General features: G+C 68.4%; 16 protein-coding genes. 8 read left to right on the plus strand and 8 right to left on the minus strand.

Going from position 1 to position 16,000, the window contains the following annotated elements:
- Positions 1-93: 93 nt before the first annotated feature.
- Positions 94-483, plus strand: a complete 390-nt coding sequence (gene trxA / locus ACIBG5_RS40955; protein WP_396397456.1) for a thioredoxin — start codon at positions 94-96, stop codon at positions 481-483.
- A gap of 31 nt (positions 484-514) precedes the next feature.
- Here the strand turns inward: trxA and ACIBG5_RS40960 are convergent, their stop codons facing one another.
- The gene (locus ACIBG5_RS40960) at positions 515-1,183 is read right to left on the minus strand and encodes a hypothetical protein (protein WP_396397457.1); all 669 of its coding nucleotides are present in this window, start codon (positions 1,181-1,183) and stop codon (positions 515-517) included.
- Positions 1,184-1,467: 284 nt separating this feature from the next.
- Here ACIBG5_RS40960 and ACIBG5_RS40965 point away from each other — a divergent pair, with 284 nt between their 5' ends.
- Positions 1,468-1,641 carry a hypothetical protein gene (locus tag ACIBG5_RS40965; RefSeq protein WP_396397459.1) on the plus strand — a complete coding sequence of 58 codons (174 nt, stop codon included), beginning with the start codon at positions 1,468-1,470 and terminating at the stop codon, positions 1,639-1,641.
- A 77-nt stretch (positions 1,642-1,718) separates the two neighbouring features.
- Here the strand turns inward: ACIBG5_RS40965 and ACIBG5_RS40970 are convergent, their stop codons facing one another.
- Positions 1,719-2,120 carry a VOC family protein gene (locus tag ACIBG5_RS40970; RefSeq protein WP_396397461.1) on the minus strand — a complete coding sequence of 134 codons (402 nt, stop codon included), beginning with the start codon at positions 2,118-2,120 and terminating at the stop codon, positions 1,719-1,721.
- A gap of 252 nt (positions 2,121-2,372) precedes the next feature.
- The gene (locus ACIBG5_RS40975) at positions 2,373-3,650 is read right to left on the minus strand and encodes an NAD(P)/FAD-dependent oxidoreductase (RefSeq protein WP_396397463.1); all 1,278 of its coding nucleotides are present in this window, start codon (positions 3,648-3,650) and stop codon (positions 2,373-2,375) included.
- Between the two features lie 90 nt (positions 3,651-3,740).
- On the opposite strand from ACIBG5_RS40975, the gene ACIBG5_RS40980 reads away from it, so the two are divergent.
- A complete protein-coding gene (locus ACIBG5_RS40980; protein WP_396397464.1) occupies positions 3,741-5,288 on the plus strand; it encodes a helix-turn-helix domain-containing protein in 1,548 nt (515 codons plus the stop codon).
- Between the two features lie 248 nt (positions 5,289-5,536).
- Here the strand turns inward: ACIBG5_RS40980 and ACIBG5_RS40985 are convergent, their stop codons facing one another.
- The 3 genes from ACIBG5_RS40985 to ACIBG5_RS40995 are packed head-to-tail and all read right to left on the minus strand — an operon-like array spanning position 5,537 to position 8,114.
- Positions 5,537-6,553, minus strand: coding sequence for an NAD(P)/FAD-dependent oxidoreductase (locus ACIBG5_RS40985; RefSeq protein WP_396397466.1), 1,017 nt, complete (start codon positions 6,551-6,553; stop codon positions 5,537-5,539).
- Positions 6,550-7,062, minus strand: a complete 513-nt coding sequence (locus ACIBG5_RS40990; RefSeq protein WP_396397467.1) for an isoprenylcysteine carboxyl methyltransferase family protein — start codon at positions 7,060-7,062, stop codon at positions 6,550-6,552. Before ACIBG5_RS40990 ends, ACIBG5_RS40985 begins: the two co-directional genes overlap by 4 nt.
- Positions 7,062-8,114, minus strand: coding sequence for a type III polyketide synthase (locus ACIBG5_RS40995; protein ID WP_396397468.1), 1,053 nt, complete (start codon positions 8,112-8,114; stop codon positions 7,062-7,064). Before ACIBG5_RS40995 ends, ACIBG5_RS40990 begins: the two co-directional genes overlap by 1 nt.
- An 18-nt stretch (positions 8,115-8,132) precedes the next feature.
- Between ACIBG5_RS40995 and ACIBG5_RS41000 the strand changes: the two genes are divergently transcribed.
- A complete protein-coding gene (locus ACIBG5_RS41000) occupies positions 8,133-8,945 on the plus strand; it encodes a UbiA family prenyltransferase (RefSeq protein WP_396397469.1) in 813 nt (270 codons plus the stop codon).
- Here ACIBG5_RS41000 and ACIBG5_RS41005 read toward each other — a convergent pair.
- Positions 8,942-9,802: a LysR family transcriptional regulator gene (locus ACIBG5_RS41005; RefSeq protein ID WP_396397471.1), complete on the minus strand. Its 861-nt coding sequence runs from the start codon at positions 9,800-9,802 to the stop codon at positions 8,942-8,944. The genes ACIBG5_RS41000 and ACIBG5_RS41005 overlap by 4 nt on opposite strands.
- Before the next feature lie 130 nt (positions 9,803-9,932).
- Between ACIBG5_RS41005 and ACIBG5_RS41010 the strand changes: the two genes are divergently transcribed.
- Entirely contained in the window at positions 9,933-10,559 is a 627-nt protein-coding gene (locus ACIBG5_RS41010; RefSeq protein ID WP_396397473.1) for a dihydrofolate reductase family protein, read from the plus strand.
- 4 nt (positions 10,560-10,563) lie between these two features.
- Here ACIBG5_RS41010 and ACIBG5_RS41015 read toward each other — a convergent pair whose 3' ends face one another.
- Positions 10,564-11,451, minus strand: coding sequence for a LysR substrate-binding domain-containing protein (locus ACIBG5_RS41015; protein WP_393383082.1), 888 nt, complete (start codon positions 11,449-11,451; stop codon positions 10,564-10,566).
- Between the two features lie 109 nt (positions 11,452-11,560).
- Here ACIBG5_RS41015 and ACIBG5_RS41020 point away from each other — a divergent pair, with 109 nt between their 5' ends.
- The 3 genes from ACIBG5_RS41020 (at position 11,561) to ACIBG5_RS41030 (ending at position 15,998) form a co-directional block, all read left to right on the plus strand.
- Positions 11,561-13,099: an MFS transporter gene (locus ACIBG5_RS41020; protein WP_396397474.1), complete on the plus strand. Its 1,539-nt coding sequence runs from the start codon at positions 11,561-11,563 to the stop codon at positions 13,097-13,099.
- Between the two features lie 118 nt (positions 13,100-13,217).
- A complete protein-coding gene (locus tag ACIBG5_RS41025; protein WP_396397476.1) occupies positions 13,218-13,853 on the plus strand; it encodes a GNAT family N-acetyltransferase in 636 nt (211 codons plus the stop codon).
- Positions 13,854-13,928: 75 nt separating this feature from the next.
- A complete protein-coding gene (locus tag ACIBG5_RS41030) occupies positions 13,929-15,998 on the plus strand; it encodes a fibronectin type III domain-containing protein (RefSeq protein WP_396397478.1) in 2,070 nt (689 codons plus the stop codon).
- Positions 15,999-16,000: the final 2 nt, after the last annotated feature.

A 16,000-nucleotide genomic window follows, 5' to 3' on the forward strand; every position in this document is an offset into this window, starting at 1 on the left:
GAGGTCACTCACCTGGTATGCCGTACTGCCCGGGAACACTGCGAGGCGGGGCGGTGTTGAAGGACTCGTAGTCGTCTAATTTCGGAGGTCGTAGTGGCAACGGTCGAGCTGACCCAGGACAACTTCAACGAGGTGGTCGGTAGCGACGGCCTGATCCTGGTTGATTTCTGGGCAGAGTGGTGTGGCCCGTGCAAGATGTTCGGTCCCGTGTTCGAGAAGTCGTCCGAGCAGCACACGGACGTCACGTTCGGCAAGGTCGACACGGAAGCGCAGGTCGAGCTGGCTCAAGCGTTCGACATCAGGTCGATCCCGACCCTGATGGCCGTGCGTGACGGCGTCGTCCTGTACTCCCAGCCCGGCGCGCTTCCGGCCGCCAACCTGGAAGACCTGATCGGCCAGCTGCGTGCGGTCGACATGGAAGAGGTCCGGGCCCAGATCGCTGCCCACGAGGCGGAGCACGGCACGGAACCGCACACGCACTGATTCAAACAGTTCAAAGAATCCGGGAGCTCGCTCAGAGCTTCCGGATTCTTTCTGCCAGCTCGCGCCGTCCCGGCCCGTACTGGATCTGCTGGTTGGAGTCGATCGCGTCCTTCAGCTTGGCGCGTTCGGCGGCCGAGAAATGGCCCCAACCGCCCAGCACCAGCTTCAGCGCGTGGTAGTGCTCGTTCCCGGTCAGCGGTCGTTTGAGGGCCTCGACCAGTACCTCGCTGTCGATCAGTGACAGATCGCCCTCCATGAGTCCGAGGGCCAGCACGCGGACGATCGGCGAGCCCAGCGTGAACATGTCCTTCACCTCGCCCCGGTCGAACTTCTCGACCGCGGACGCGTTCGACACCCGCTGCACGATCCGGTCGAGCATCGCGCCCCGGACCTCGGTCAGTTCAGCGCCACGCATCTCGGTGTAGATCGTCGCGTAGGCGTCGAGCTCGTGCTCCATTCCGAGTCGTCGCAGCATCTCCGCACTCTTGCGCGCGTTGTCGGCGATCTGCTCGATCAGCTGGATCTCGAAGTGGCCCGCCTTCATCGAGCGGATCCGATCCACGACCGCCGGCATGATCGCGAGCACGACCCCACCCGCGAGCACGATCAGCAACTCGGCTTCGCCTACGCCGACGAAGAGTCCGACGATCGCGGCGACACACAACGCACCACCTGCCGAGAGCCAGAGGATCCGGGCCACGACCGCCAGCCGCCTCAGGGTCGAGTCGGTCGAAGACTGCGTGAACGACTGCCTCCGGGGATCTGCACCAGCCCTGGGGCCGGGGTTCGGCGCTGCACGCTGAGGGTTGGTGGGCTGCGGGGTGGTGGGTTGGTTGAGTTCGAACGTGTGGAGGTCGCTGCCGCCTCCGGGTGGGACAGGCTCCTGGGTGTACTGCCACGAGCCGCTCGTCGAACCGCGGTCCGGACTTGCAGGGCGATCGTCGGACATCCGGGCTGCCTCTCACCTCGTCGTGCGTTCAGCCGATGGTGCTCCGTGGGCGGCCGTTCGGCAACCATCTGGCGGCCGGTTGCTGCAACGGCCGGTCGAGGGGTCCGCTCGGCCGCGAGAATCCAGCCATGCGTGGCTCGGCGGTTGCTCTCGGTGCGCTCGCGGCGGTGGCCCCGGTGCTGGGCTACTGGTGGGGCCGAGACTTCTGATCGGCGGCATCGGAGCGATCGGCCTCGGCGCACTCCTGGGCTCCGGAGTACGCAGCCGAGTCCACTAGCCGCGGGGCTCAGAAGTCGCGGGAGCTGAGGACACAGAACTCGTTGCCTTCGGGATCGGCGAGGACCGTCCAGCTGGGCTCGTCGGGCTGGCCGACATTGACGCGACTGGCGCCAAGGGCTTCCAGGCGGGCGATCTCGGCATCGCGGTCCTGGCTCGTGTGAGGCGCGAGGTCGAGGTGCAGGCGATTCTTCACCGTCTTGCCCTCTGGCACGGGGACGAACACCATGCCCGGCCCGATCCGCTCCCACGGGGTGTTGCTCATGGCGTCCTCGTCCACCCAGCCGGGGATGTTCACGCACTCGGTGTCGGTGTCGTAGATCGTCTTCCAGGCGAGCGCCTCCGCCCACCAGGCGGCCTGCTTGCGTACGTCGTGACAATCGACCACCACCGTGTACCAACGCAGCACCATGAGAGGCCCTCCTCGTCGTCGAGGAGAACACTTTGACACGCAGGACCGACAGAAAACGAAGAGCGGGCCCTGGGCAGGGGAATCTCAGCCAGGGCCCGCTCTTGGGGCTGACCGGGGCGGCGGAGGTGACCGGCAGTGGAGCTCGTGGACGGGGTGGTCTGCCGTCCGGGAGGGTCACCTGGTGCCGAGGCGTCGGTCAGCCGGGGTGGGCGATGCCGAGAACCGGTGATCGCCCTCTCGCGACGTCGCTCCTCAGCGGAGCGGGTTGAAGGGACGCAGTTCGTCCGGGGTGCGGCCGGTGGTGATGGTCTCGGCCAGCAGCTGACCGGTGATCGGACCGAGCGTGATGCCCCACATGCCGTGTCCGCCGGCGGCGAAGACGCGCGGTGACGCGGTCGCACCGATCAGCGGCAGACCGTCCGGCGTGCAGGGGCGCGGGCCGACCCACTCGAAGGTGCGGGCATCCAGGTCGGCGTCGCGCAGCAGCGGACGGGCCGCCTCGACGATGGCGTCGATCCGGCGCGGGTCGAGCTTCGCCTCCGGCTTGCGGAACTCCATCATCCCGGCCACGCGCAGCCGGTCGCCCAGCGGCGTACAGGCGATGCGCTGCGCCGGGAAGTACATCGGACCGGCCGGCACATGGGCGATCGGCACGCTGAAGCTGTAGCCACGCCCCGCCTGCACGACGGTGCGTACGCCGAAGTCCCGGGCCAGGTCGTTCAGCCACGCGCCGGTCGCCATCACCACGGCGTCGAACGGGTCGGTCTCGCCGTCGCCGGTGATGAGCCGTACGCCGCGGATCTCGTCCACGATGTCCTTCACCACGACGCCGCTGATGATCTGGCCGCCTCGCGCCGTGACCGAGTCGGCCAGTAGCTGGACGTACTCGCCCGGGTTGATGAAGCGCTGCCCGTGCAGCCGGATCGCGGCGCCGATCTCGTCGGACAGCGACGGCTCGATCTCGCGGGCGTCGTCACCGGTGATCGCCTCGAACTCGATGCCCTGACCGGCGGCGTGGATCTGCTCGATCTCCTCGAGCAGCACGCTGCGCTCGGCCTCGGTCCGGTACGCGGCCAGGAACGACTTGGCCTCGTACGTCTCCGCCTCGACGCCGGCCTTGCCGAGCAGGTCGAAGGCGTTCAGGGCCTGCCGGTTGATCGGGACCAGCGACTCCATCGCGGTCTTCCACCGTCCGGCGGTGCTGTTGCGAGCGAAGCGGGTGAGGAAATTGAGGAGCCGCGGGCTCGCCGTCGGCGGTACGTACACCGGTGAGGACGGGCTCAGCACCGCGCGGACGCCGTACTTGAGGACGGCCGGCTCCGGCAACGGGGTGGCCAGGCCGGGCGTGAGCCAGCCGGCGTTGCCCCAGGAGGCACCCGCGGCGACGCCCTCGCGATCGAGCACGGTGACCTCGACGCCGGCTTCCTGGAGGAACCAGGCGGTGGCGAGTCCGACCATGCCCGCGCCGACGACAGCGACGCGATCGGGAACGGTGTGAATGACACCAGCAGCAGAACCAGCAGCGACCATGTATCGATGGTGCGTCGTCAACCCTCCGCTGTCATGGTGCGATCACACCACAGACGGGACAAATGACTGTGCGCAGAGCACAATAACCTCATGATCACCGCGCCTGACCTCGTCGTCGCCGTCGGACCAGCCCTGTTCGAGGTGGTGGTCACCGGCAAGGGTGACGGAGAGGTCCGGGATGTCTTCCTGGCCGATCCGCAGGAGCCGGCGACCGGTCAGCCCGGTGACCTGGTGCTAGGCCTCGGCCTGCGCGACGCGGAGGACGCCGTCGAGCTGATCGAGCGGTGCGCGGCCGGTAACGCCTCTGGCATCGTCGTGCGTACGACGCTCGCCCACCAACCCGCCGTGGTCGCGGCTGCCGAGCGGTGGCAGCTCACGCTCGTCGCACTGCAGCCGAGCGTGACCTGGGCGCACGTGGTGTGGCTGCTCCGCGGTGTGATCGACAGAGCCGCTGCGCCCGACTCCCCCGCCGCTGGGGACGCCGGAGTACATCAGGAGCTCTTCGCACTGGCAGACGCCGCTGCGGCGATCGTGGACGCGCCTGTGACCATCGAGGACAACCAGTCGCGCGTGCTGGCGTACTCCTCCGGGCAGGACTTCACCGACCCCACCCGGGTCTCCACCATCGTCGGCCGCCGTGTCCCGGCCGAGGTGATCGCACACTTCCGGGCTCGAGGCATCTTCCGCCGGCTGGCGCGCTCCAGCGAACCGTTCCTGGTGCCCGACGGACCGAACGGCATCCGCCCGCGTCTCGTCGTACCCGTGCGGGCCGGTGGCGAGTGGCTGGGGTCGATCTGGGCTGTGGTGGACGGTCCGGTGAGTGAGGAGGTCACCACCGAGCTGAGCAACGCTGCCTCGGTGCTGGCCCTGCATCTGCTGCGACTGCGCGCTCAGGCTGATGTCGCGCGACGGAGTGCCATCGACAGGCTGCGGACCATCCTCCGGCAGTTCTCCCCCGACAATCCGGTCGACGTACGGCTGCCACCGCAGCCCTGGCGGGTTGTCGCACTCGGGTCGCCCGACGGGTACGACGTACCGCAGCAGCTCGACCTGTGGGAGTCGACCGGTCGTCGGTATGGGTGGAGCGAGCCGCAGTTGGCCGACCTGGACGGCACAGTGCTCGCCGTCGTCACCGACAACGACGGACCGGGGTCGTGGACCTGGCTGAGCAAGCTGGTGACCGATCAGGCGAAGGCCACGCCCGGCACTGTCGCCGCAGCAGGCGGCCCAGCCCGTGGTCCGGCCGACCTGCCGAGCTCACGGGCCGAGGCGGTCGAGCTGCTCGGCCTGGTACGACGGGGACTCGCGCCCGGACCGGCGTTGCGGGTGGAAGAGGCGTGGCATGTGCTGACTGTTCACCGAGCCGTCACCTCGCTGGACACGACCAAGATGGACGGACCGCTCGCGACACTGCTGCGGCACGACATCGAGCACAGCACCGGATTCGTGGAGACGTTGCAGGCCTGGCTCGAGTACCCGGGTCAGCCGCAGCGCGCGGCGCGGCAGCTGCACCTGCACACGAACACCTTGCGGCACCGGATGAAGCGGATCGGCGAGATCGCGGAGCTGGATCTCTCAGATCCGCGCGAACGCCTGGCACTGCAGTTGCAGATCGCGGCCGTACGGACCGAGCACTGAGTTCCCGAAAGCACTGAGAGGTTCGCCACATCCCTGTGTAACAAGGCTTCATATTCTGGCAATGGTTGGGCAACATCCGGCTGGTTGAGTCGTACTCAGCAGCCGGTCCAGCCGTTCACCAGGCGGCTGGAAAGGCCGGGTCCGAGCTTTTCACCAGGAAGCTCGGGCCATCGTGGGGCCCGGCGGTTGTCTGAGCGATCGCCGGGCCACACATCTTGCTCAGTGTCCTGAGTCGGAGGTTCGGGACACTAGGACAACCGGTTCACGATGTGCGCGTAGACACCGGGAAGCAGCGCCGCGGCGGGAACGATGCGGGGAGCGAGCAACGATCTGTTCCGGGCCCAGAGCAACGAGCCGGTGAGCAGGCGGCACTCCCAGGAGACCCGGCGCCAGGCCGCTTCGTAGTCCTCGGGCCGGTCCTTGAGAACACAGTCCACCAGTTCCGCCGAGGTGCGCAGGGCGACCGCGATTCCCTCGCCGGTGAGCGCGTCGACGTACCCGGCTGCGTCGCCCACGAGCAGGACGCGACCGGCGACGCGGCCGCGGACTCTTTGGCGGAGCGGGCCGGCACCCATGACGTCGTTTGCGGGGCAGGCACCTGTCAGCCGTCGTTGGAGGGCAAGGAAGGCGCTGAGGTGAGAGTCGAAGGTGCCGCGGGCGGAGGTGAGGACGGCGACGCCGACCAAGTCGGCCGCGACCGGTGTCACGTAGGCCTCCCCCAGACGCGACCAGTACACCTCCACCAGATCAGTCCACGGTGAAACGTGAAAGTGCCTGCGCAGTCCGCGGCGAACATCTCCCACAGAGGTCGAACCGAGGTCCAGTTGGCGGCGGATGGGTGAGTGGAGGCCGTCGGCGGCGGCTAGGTAGCGGGCGGTGTGGCCGGCGGCGGTGACCGAGGTGATGTTCTGGGTGATGGTGCCGACGCGAGTCTGGACCACGGGAATGCCCAGGTCGGCCACTCGCTTCATGAGAGCCTCGTGCAGCGTCGTACGGCGTACGCCGAGCCCGGGGCCCGCGTGGAAGCGGGCGTCGACCTGGTGCTGTCCGTCGAGATACCGAATGCCGTAGAACGGCCGGCCGTCCAGCTCGACTCCGAGGCGGGACAGATACGAAGCAGCACTGTGGGCGATGCCCTCCCCGCACGCCTTGTCGATCGGTACGGCACGTGGCTCGACGACCACCACGGACAGACCGGCCAGCGCGGCACGGATCGCCGTCGCCGCCCCGGCGGGACCGCAACCGGCGACGAGGAGATCGATCACTTGACCAAGTTGGAGTTCAGGGCGGCCTCTTCGGAGCGGATCCGGATCGCGAGCAGCGGGATGTTCAGCACCGTGAAGACCACCGCCGTCAGCCAGGCCGTGTGGACCAGCGGCAGCGCGATGCCCTCGGCAACCACCGCCACGTAGTTCGGGTGCCGGATCCACCGATACGGGCCGCGGGCAACCAAATGCAGCCCTGGTACGACGATCACCCGGGTGTTCCACTGATGACCGAGCACCGTGATGCACCACCACCGCAGCCCTTGCGACAACAGCACCACCACGACCATCGTCCACCCCAGCCATGGGATGAACGGCCGGTGCGCCCCCTCGGCCAGGCACCCGCCGAGCAGCGCCGTGTGCAGCGCGACCATGTACGGATAGTGCGCGCGCCCGTACTCCACTCCGCCCTGCGCGAAGCTCCAGCGCGCGTTCCGCACCGACACGACCAGCTCCACCAGCCGCTCGGCGGCGACCAGCAACACGAAGACGACGTAGAAGGTGTACATCACCACTCCAGCAGGACGAGCTCAGAACAGAACCCGGGCCCCATCGCGAGCAACAACCCGGGGCCCTGTGGAGAAGGATCCAGCCGCAGCGTGTCACCGAGCACGTGCAACACCGACGATGACGACAAGTTGCCGACCGCATCGAGCGATTTCCAGGTCAGGTCCAGAGCACCCGGCCGCAGGTCGAGCGTCTCGGACACCGCCTCCAGCACCTTCGGCCCGCCCGGGTGGCTGACCCACGTCCCGACGTCCGGCACCGTCAGCCCGTGGTCCCCGAGGAAGCCGCGCACATCATCACCGAGGTACTGCCGGACGACCTCAGGCACGTCCGCGCCGAGCACGATCCGGAACCCACTGGCCCCGACGTCCCAGCCCATCACTCGCTCGGAGTCCGGATACAACCTGCTCCGCGTCGCCACCACGGACGGCCCGGACGCCGCCGGATGCTCCGACCCGGTCAACACCACGGCCGCCGCGCCGTCCCCGAACAGCGCCCCACCGACGAGGTTCGGCAGGGAGGCGTCCTCCCGCTGCAACGTCAGCGAACACAACTCCACTGACAGCAGTACGGCGACATGCGTGGGCCAAGCCTTCAAATAGTCATGCAAACGGGCGATCCCGGCCGCCCCACCCACACAGCCGAGCCCGAACAGCGGCAGCCGCTTCACGTCCTCCCGCAGCCCCAGCCGCAACGCGACCCGCGCGTCGATCGACGGCGCCGCCACGCCGGTCACGGTCGTGAACATCAGCACGTCCACGTCGTCCAACGTCAGCCCCGCGTCCTTCACTGCTCCCGCGACCGCCTCCGCGCCAAGATCCACGGCCGCCGCGATCCACGCGTCGTTCGCCTCGCCGAAGTCCTTCAGTACGCCGTACTGCTCCAGCGGCAACGCGAGATGCCGGAACGACACTCCCGCATTCGCGTGCAGCCGCCGCAGCAACGCCGTACCCCGGCCGTCCGGGAGGCAGATCGAGGCGAAGGCGTCGGTCAGCTCCGCCTGCGGATAGCGGTACGGCGGCAACGCGGGCCGGACGGCTGCGATCCGCGTCATCGTGGCATCGTTACGTGCGTGAGCGTTCTGCGGACGGTGCGAGGTCTGGCGCTTGCCTGCCATCCCGGTCCGACCATCGCCGTCACCGCGTTCGTCACCGCCACCGCCTGGTCGGCCGGGCGGAATCCGGCCGGTTGTCTCCTCGTCGCCGCAACGATCCTCACCGGCCACCTCTCGATCGGCTGGAGCAATGACGCGATTGATGCCGCCCGCGACACCATTGTTAACCGCCAGGACAAGCCTGTGGTGCGCGGACTGGTGAGTCGCCGGACCCTCGAGGTGGCCGCGGGCATCGCGCTGGTCGTCACGATCCCGGTGTCGCTGGCCAACGGCATCGCGGCCGGCCTGATGCATTTGCTCTTCGTCGCCTGCGCCTGGGCGTACAACCTCGGTCTCAAGTCCACCGCGATCTCCTGGCTCCCGTACGCCGTCGCGTTCGGCGCACTGCCGTCGTTCGTGACGCTCGGCACGGCGGGCACCTGGGCACCCTGGTGGGCAACTGTCGCGACCGCGCTTCTCGGCGTCGGTGCCCATTTGGCAAACGTCGTACCTGATATGGCGGACGATCTGGCGACCGGAGTCAGGGGCTGGCCGCAACGACTCGGGCGCTACGCGCGACTGCTCGCGCCCCTGCCGCTCGCGTTGGCGACCGGGCTGCTCGTGATCGCGCCCGCCGGTCCGGTCGGGGTGGTCGGGTGGATCGCGCTGGTCGTGGTCGCGGGACTGCTGGCTGTGATCCTGTTGTGGCGGAACGCGCCGTTCCTGGTCACGATCGCGGTCGCCGCGGTCAGCGTCATCACGCTGATGATCCGCGGCGACGCCCTCACCTAAGGCAGCGAGGACAGGATCTCGATCAGCGCGGTCGTGGCGGGCGGGTCTGGCGGGTCGCCGTACGTGGCGGCGTAGATCGAGCGGGCGAAGCCGGCGATCGGTGTGGCGTGGATGCCCGGAGCCTGGTGTGCCTCCAGTGCGAGTCCGTTGAGGATGGCAACCCCCATGCCGGCGGCTACCACCGCCTGGGAGACGACGGTGTCGTCGCAGGAGAAGGCGATGCGTGGTGAGAAGCCGGCGCCTTCGCAGGCCGTCGTCGTGGCGGCTCGGCAGTGCTCGCACCCGCCGACCCAGGCGGAGTCACGGTGGTCCTCGAGACGCTGATCGGGTTGGTCACTGACGAGGTAGAGGGGATCGTCCAGCAGGTGGGTGAGCCGGAATCCTTCCTCCTCGAACGGAGTGCCGGTGTGCCGGAAGATCAAGGCGACGTCGACATGCCCGGCCCGCAGCATCTCGAGCCCATCGGCCGGGTGGGCGTCGACGAGATTCAACTCGATGCCCGGGTGGGTTCGGGACAGTTCGGTGGCTGCCCTCGGCACCAGCGTGCTGAGGACCGTTTGGAAACCGGCCAGTCGTACCCGCCCAGCCCGAAGTCCGACCCGCGCCTCCAGCTCGACAGACGCGGCGTCCAGTCGCCCCAGGATCTCTGTCGCCCGTTGGGCCAGAAGTTCCCCTTCCGGGGTGAGCCGGATCCCGCGGCCCACTCGCTGGATGAGCTTGGCTCCGGTGGCGGCTTCCAGTCGGCCCAGGTGGTGGCTGACCGACGGCTGGGAGTAGTGCAGTTCGTTCGCGGCCCCGGTCACCGATCCGTGACGGGCGACCGCCTCCAGCACCTTGAGGTGGGTGACGTTGAGCATAGATCAAGTTTATCTATGAAAAGGCCGCAATATTGGCATTCGACGTCATGACGTGGGACCGCGATGATCGATGCACAGACCGAGCTGATCCGACCGAGCTCGACCGAGAGACGGAAAGGACCCACCCGCCATGTCACTCGCCCGCGTCCACAACTTCTCCATCTCACTCGACGGCTTCGGCACCGGAGCGGACCAAGGCCCCGATGCGCACTTCGGTCACGCCGGGGACAGGCTGCACCAATGGATGTTCGCCACCCAGTGGTGGGAGGCGGGCGGCAGCGCGGGCGTCGACGACGCCTTCGTCCAGCGGCACGACCCGGGCATCGGCGCGGAGATCATGGGCGCCGGGAAGTGGGGCCACCCCGGATGGCACGAGGACCCCGAGTGGAAGGGCGCCTGGGGTCCCAACCCGCCGTTCCACACGCCGGTCTTCGTCCTCACCCATCACACCCGACCGTCGATCGAGATGGAGGGCGGTACGACGTTCCACTTCCTCGACACCTCACCCGCCGAGGCGCTCGAGACTGCCCGCAAGGCTGCCGGCGACCAGGACGTGCGCATCGGCGGAGGGCCTACCGTGATCCGCGATTTCCTTGCTGCCCGGCTGATCGACCACATGCACGTCGTGGTGGTGCCGGTCCTGCTCGGCCGGGGCGTACGCCTCTGGGACGGACTGGAGGGCGTCGAGAAGGACTACAAGATCGAGACCACCACCTCGCCCAGCGGAGTCACGCACGTGACGTTCAACCGCGCCTGAGGCACTAGGCGGCGTCCGGCTTCAGCGGTGCGTTGCTTCCGAGGATCGCGGCCGTGAGTGCCTCGGCCGGTTCCTTGGAAGCGCGCGGGTTGGTGATCAGGACCAGGTCGATCGACGGCAACTCCGGCAGCCCGGCGCTCGGCGGCGGCTCGACCAGGTCCGCCGGCATCAGCGACCGCGCGAAGATCGCGAGCCCCAGCCCGGCCCGGACGGCCGCGAGGACGCCGTTCACGCCGCGGACGATGCAGGTGATCCGGCAGGTCCGGCCCGCCTGTTCGAGCGTCTGCACACCGAGAGAGCGGCTCAGGCTGGGCGCCTGGTACGCGACGAGTGGCACCGGGCCGTCCGGCGCGATCCGCGTCCCCGCGATCCCGGCCCAGACCAGGGGATCCCGGCGTACCAGGCGTCCGTTCGGCTCGTAGCCACCGCCGGCGCCGTGCTTGACGTACGCCAGGTCGAGGTGGCCGGACTCGACCCGGCGGAGCAGATTGGGGCTCTGGGCCACGGTCAGCTCGAGGTCGATCCGCGGGTAGAGCTGGCGGAAGTCACGCAGGATCTTCGGCAGCGGGGTCAGCGCCAGGTCGTCGGTGACCCCGAACCGCAGCCGGCCACGCAACTCCGAGCCGGTGAAGTACCCGGCCGCCTCCTCGTGCGCGGCCAGGATGGTCCGGGCGAACCCGGCCATCGCCTCGCCGTCCGCGGTCAGAGTGACTGTCCGCGTGTCGCGCAGGAACAGTGGTCGCCCAACCGCCGCCTCGAGTTTGCGGACATGTTGACTCACGGTCGGCTGCCGGATACCCAGCCTCTCCGCGGCCTGCGTGAAGCTGAGCGACTGCGCCACCGCCAGGAACGTGCGGAGCTGGTCCGGGTCGTACATCGACATCCCTCCCATTACGTGACGCTATAAGACTAATAGGAGTAATTCGCTGTCGAAATCCAGTACCGAACCCTGAGGATAGACATGTCCTCCCCTGACCAGTCCACGTCGCTTAGGAACACTCTTGACCACCCGGGCCACCGGTACTGTCCCTTCCGTCCCCGACTTCCACACCCACCGCACCACCTCGAAGCCCGCCTCCGGCGAGATCCCGGCCACGCAGCGCCGGCCCGGATTCCGGGACACCTTCAGCGCTCTGCAGGTCCGCAACTTCCGCCTCCTGGTCAGCGGACTGCTGGTCAGCTCGACCGGCGGCTGGATCCAGCGCATCGCCCAGGACTGGCTGGTCCTCACGCTGACCGGCAGCGCCACCGCGGTCGGCATCACCACCGCGCTGCAGTTCCTGCCCACCCTCCTGTTCGGCCTGTACGGCGGCGTGATCGCCGACCGCTTCCCGAAGCGGAAGATCCTGCTCGTCACCCAGGCCACGATGGGGAGCCTGGCCGGCACTCTGGCCGTGCTCGCGTTCACCGGCCAGGTGCACGTCTGGCAGGTCTACATGATGGCCTTCATCCTCGGTCTGGCCACCGCGGTCGACAATCCGACCAGGCAGTCGTTCGTCACCGAACTGGTCGGCAAGGACCGGGTCCGCAACGCGATCAGCATGGTGTCGTCGACGTTCCAGCTGGGCAGCCTGATCGGGCCGGCACTCGGCGGCATCCTGCTCGGCACCCTCGGTACCGGCTGGTCCTTCGCGCTCAACGCGGTGACGTTCTTCGGTTCGATCTCCGCGCTGCTCCGGATGCGGGAGTCCGAGATGCCAGGCCTGGTCGCGGCGCGGCGAGCCAGCGCGGGTCTGCGGATGCGGGACGGCCTGCGCGATGGCGTCAGGTACGCCTTCCACGAGCCGGCAGTCCGGTGGGCGATCGCCCTGGTCGGCATCTACGGCATGTTCACGATCAGCCTGCCGGTCACGCTGACCGCCTTCGCGGACCGGGTCTTCCACACCGGCGCGACCGGGTACGGCGTACTGAACTCCGTGGTGGCCGCGGGAGCGCTGAGCGGAGCGTTGCTGTCCGCCCGACGGATCCGGACTCCCCGACTGCGGAACCTGGTCGGCATCGCGTCGATCCTGGCCATCACCGAGATGGTCGCCTCGATCCAGCCCTCGCTGTGGACCTTCATCCCGCTGCTGTCGGCGATGGGCATGGCGACGCTGATGTTCCTCACGGCGGCGCAGTCGATGGTCCAACTGACCACTCCGGACGGCCTGCGCGGGCGCGTGTCCGGGATCTACAACCTGGTGTTCATCGGGGGCGGCGCGATCGGCGGACCCACGGTCGGCTTCATCGCCCAACACTGGGGCGCCCGCAACGGCCTGCTGCTGGCCGGTCTGGTGCCGGCCATCGCGACCATCGCGATCGGTCTCCGGCTGCGCCGCGACGGCGGGTTCCGCCTGGTCGTGGTCCGGACCCGCTCGCCCTGGCACCAGCGCCCGATCCGCGTCAATCTCGAGCAGGCGCCGATCCAGCTGTCCCGGCCGACTGTTCACCCGGCCGCGGAGCGTCCGTCGCGCCCGTTCGTCTTCAGCCGGCGCGAGCACGGACGCACCGACCCGCACAGCCGGCCACTGCGTCCACGCCGCCGTCCGCAGCACCACTAGTCGACCGGGACCGGGCCGGGAAGCTGCCTCCCGGCCCTGTCCCGGATCGTGGTAAATCCAGCTCCACGCCACCGGCCGACTGCGACGATGACACCTCGTCCCGGCCAGGAGGGGTGTAGTGGGATTCGTACTGGAAGGCCCGGTGCTCGAGGGCGAGCGCGTCCGGCTGGAGCCGCTCTCCCCTCGGCATGCGGAGGATCTTGGCGCCGCGGGCGACCAGGACCGGGCGTCGTACGCGTTCACTTGGGTGCCCACGGCAACAGAAGCGGCCGGCTACATCGATGCGCAACTCGAGCGGGCGGCCACCGGCAAGCTGGCGCCGTACGCGCAGATCGCCGTCGACACCGGCCGCGTCGTCGGAGCCACGTCGTTCTGGGATCCTCGGCTGTGGCCGGACGGTGAACGACTGCGGGCCATCGAGGTCGGCTTCACCTGGCTGGCGGGTTCAGCCCAAGGCACCGGGATCAACACGGAGGCGAAGTACCTGCTGTTCCGGCATGCCTTCGAGGTCTGGAACGTCGCCCGCGTCGACCTGAAGACGGACGCTCGCAACGCGCGGAGCCGGGCGGCGATCGAATCCGTCGGCGCACATTTCGAGGGCGTACTGCGAACTGGTCGCCGTCCTGGGCTCCGGGCGAGGACGGCCGCCTCCGCGATTCGGCGATGTTCTCGATCACCGGCAGCGAATGGCCGGCCGCCCGTGAACACCTCGAGCAACGCCTCGCCGGAGACCACGCACAGTCATCGGCGATGAATACTTGACGATGTAAATTAACCAACCCTAGGCTCGGCCGCGTCCGCTCTCTCCCCGGTCATCCGGAGGACCACCGTGCTGAATCTCAGACGTCGTACCGCCGCTGCCGTGCTCGCCACCGTCGCCCTGGTGTCGACGGCCGCCGCGACCGCCCCGGCCGATGCAGTCAAGGGCTCTGCTGTCCCGACCGCCGTCCAGGCCAAGGAGCCGGTCCCGGCGAAGTACCCGCAGGTCGCGGCCAAGCCCTACATGGGCTGGAGCAGTTGGAGCCTGCAGTCCACCAACTACCCGGGCGTGAACCCGGACGGTCCCGGCAGCTTCATCAGTGAGAAGAACATCCTCACCCAGGCTCACGCACTGGCGACCAAGCTCAAGCCGTACGGCTACGAGTACATCAACATCGACGCGGGCTGGCAGCTCGGCGGTGACGAGTACGGCCGGCCGGTGGCGAACGCGCAGCGGTTCCCGCGGGGCATGAAGGCGGTCGGCGACGACATCCACAAACTCGGACTGAAGTTCGGCATCTACACCGTGGTCGGCCTCGGCTTCGACGTCTACCGCGACGGCAACACGCCGATCTACAACGCACCCGGCTGCTTCACCCGCGACATCGTGTACCCGGACCTGCGCACCACGAACGGCTGGGACCAGGCGTACAAGATCAACTACGCGAGCCCGTGCGCGCAGAAGTACGCCGACTCGATCGCGAAGCTCTTTGCGGACTGGGGCGTCGACTTCATCAAGATGGACGGCGTCGGCCCGGGCTCGTGGAAGGGCGCGCCGGACGACCCGAACCACAACAACACCGAGGACATCGAGGCCTGGTGGCGTGCGGTCCAGAACGCCGGGCGCCCGATGATGTACACGCTGTCGTGGTCGCTCAGCCACCGGTACGCCGATGTCTGGAAGCAGAACTCGAACGGCTGGCGGATCGACACCGACGTGGAGTGCTACTGCGACACGATCGTCCGCTGGGACAGCTCGGTGAAGGCCCGCTGGTGGGATCTGCCGCAGTGGATCGACGACGCCGGACCAGGTCACTGGAACAACCTGGACGCGATCAACGTCGGCGTCGGAGAGATGGACGGCCTCAGCGACGCCGAGCGGCAGAGCTACATGACGTTCTGGGCGATCAACGCCGCACCGCTGTTCGTCGGTGACGACATGACCAAGCTGGACGCGTACGGCCTGAAGCTGCTGACGAACCGCGAGGTCATCGCGATCAACCAGTCCGGCAACCCGGCCCGGCCGCTGAACCAGGACCAGTTGCAGCAGACCTGGTACGCCAAGAACGCGGACGGCAGCGTCACCGTCGCCCTCTTCAACCTGGCCGACAGCCCGGCCACGGTGACCGGGAACTTCGACCAGCTCGGTCTGACCGGCGAGGCGACCGTCCGCGACATCTGGGCGAACCAGAACACCCGGAACGTCTCCGGCCAGGTCAGCGCGGGACTGCCTGCGCACGGCTCGAAGCTGTACAAGATCACGCCGGAGAAGAATGACGCGCCGAGCAAGCCGGCCGACCTCACCGCGACCGACGTGAGCCGTACGACGGTCAGCCTGAACTGGCGGCCGAGCACCGGCGCATCGTCGTACAAGGTGTACGCCAACGGCAAGCAGGTGGCGACCAGCTCGACCACGAGCGCTGTGGTGACCGGGCTGCTGCCGCAGACGCAGTACGCCTTCATTGTGAAGGGCGTGTCCGGCGGCCGTACGTCGGATGCGAGCGCGCCGGTCACCATGTTCACCTCGAAGTCGGGTGGGCCAGTCCGGTACGAGGCCGAGGCATCGACCAGCACGCTGACCGGGAACGCAGGTATCTCCGGCTGCAACCTGTGCTCCGGCGGCTCGAAGATCGGCAACATCGGGTACGACGCCACAGTGACGCTGAACAACATCACCGTCCCGACCACCGGTACCTATCTGGTGAAGATCGCGTACACCGACGGCGACACCAGCCGGCAGAGCATGCTCACCGTCAACGACGCCGACTCCTACTGGGTCAACTACCACGGCCTCGGCGACAACGACTGGGGTACGCCGCAGGTGACCTACCTCCCGATGAAGCTGACCGCCGGAGCCAACTCCATCAAGGTCAGCAACCCGAGCGGCTACATCGCCGACATCGACTGGATCACTGTCTGACC

The sequence above is a fragment of the Kribbella sp. NPDC050241 genome (assembly GCF_044459685.1).
GTDB lineage: Bacteria > Actinomycetota > Actinomycetes > Propionibacteriales > Kribbellaceae > Kribbella.

Bases quoted from the DNA above. Each gene is read 5' to 3' on its own strand.
- ACIBG5_RS40965 (WP_396397459.1), top strand. From the start codon at position 1,468: ATGGTGCTCCGTGGGCGGCCGTTCGGCAACCATCTGGCGGCCGGTTGC.
- ACIBG5_RS40980 (WP_396397464.1), top strand. From the start codon at position 3,741: ATGATCACCGCGCCTGACCTCGTCGTCGCCGTCGGACCAGCCCTGTTC.
- ACIBG5_RS41010 (WP_396397473.1), top strand. From the start codon at position 9,933: ATGTCACTCGCCCGCGTCCACAACTTCTCCATCTCACTCGACGGCTTC.
- ACIBG5_RS40995 (WP_396397468.1), bottom strand. From the start codon at position 8,114: ATGACGCGGATCGCAGCCGTCCGGCCCGCGTTGCCGCCGTACCGCTAT.
- ACIBG5_RS40990 (WP_396397467.1), bottom strand. From the start codon at position 7,062: ATGTACACCTTCTACGTCGTCTTCGTGTTGCTGGTCGCCGCCGAGCGG.
- ACIBG5_RS41005 (WP_396397471.1), bottom strand. From the start codon at position 9,802: ATGCTCAACGTCACCCACCTCAAGGTGCTGGAGGCGGTCGCCCGTCAC.
- ACIBG5_RS40975 (WP_396397463.1), bottom strand. From the start codon at position 3,650: ATGGTCGCTGCTGGTTCTGCTGCTGGTGTCATTCACACCGTTCCCGAT.
- ACIBG5_RS40970 (WP_396397461.1), bottom strand. From the start codon at position 2,120: ATGGTGCTGCGTTGGTACACGGTGGTGGTCGATTGTCACGACGTACGC.
- ACIBG5_RS41015 (WP_393383082.1), bottom strand. From the start codon at position 11,451: ATGGGAGGGATGTCGATGTACGACCCGGACCAGCTCCGCACGTTCCTG.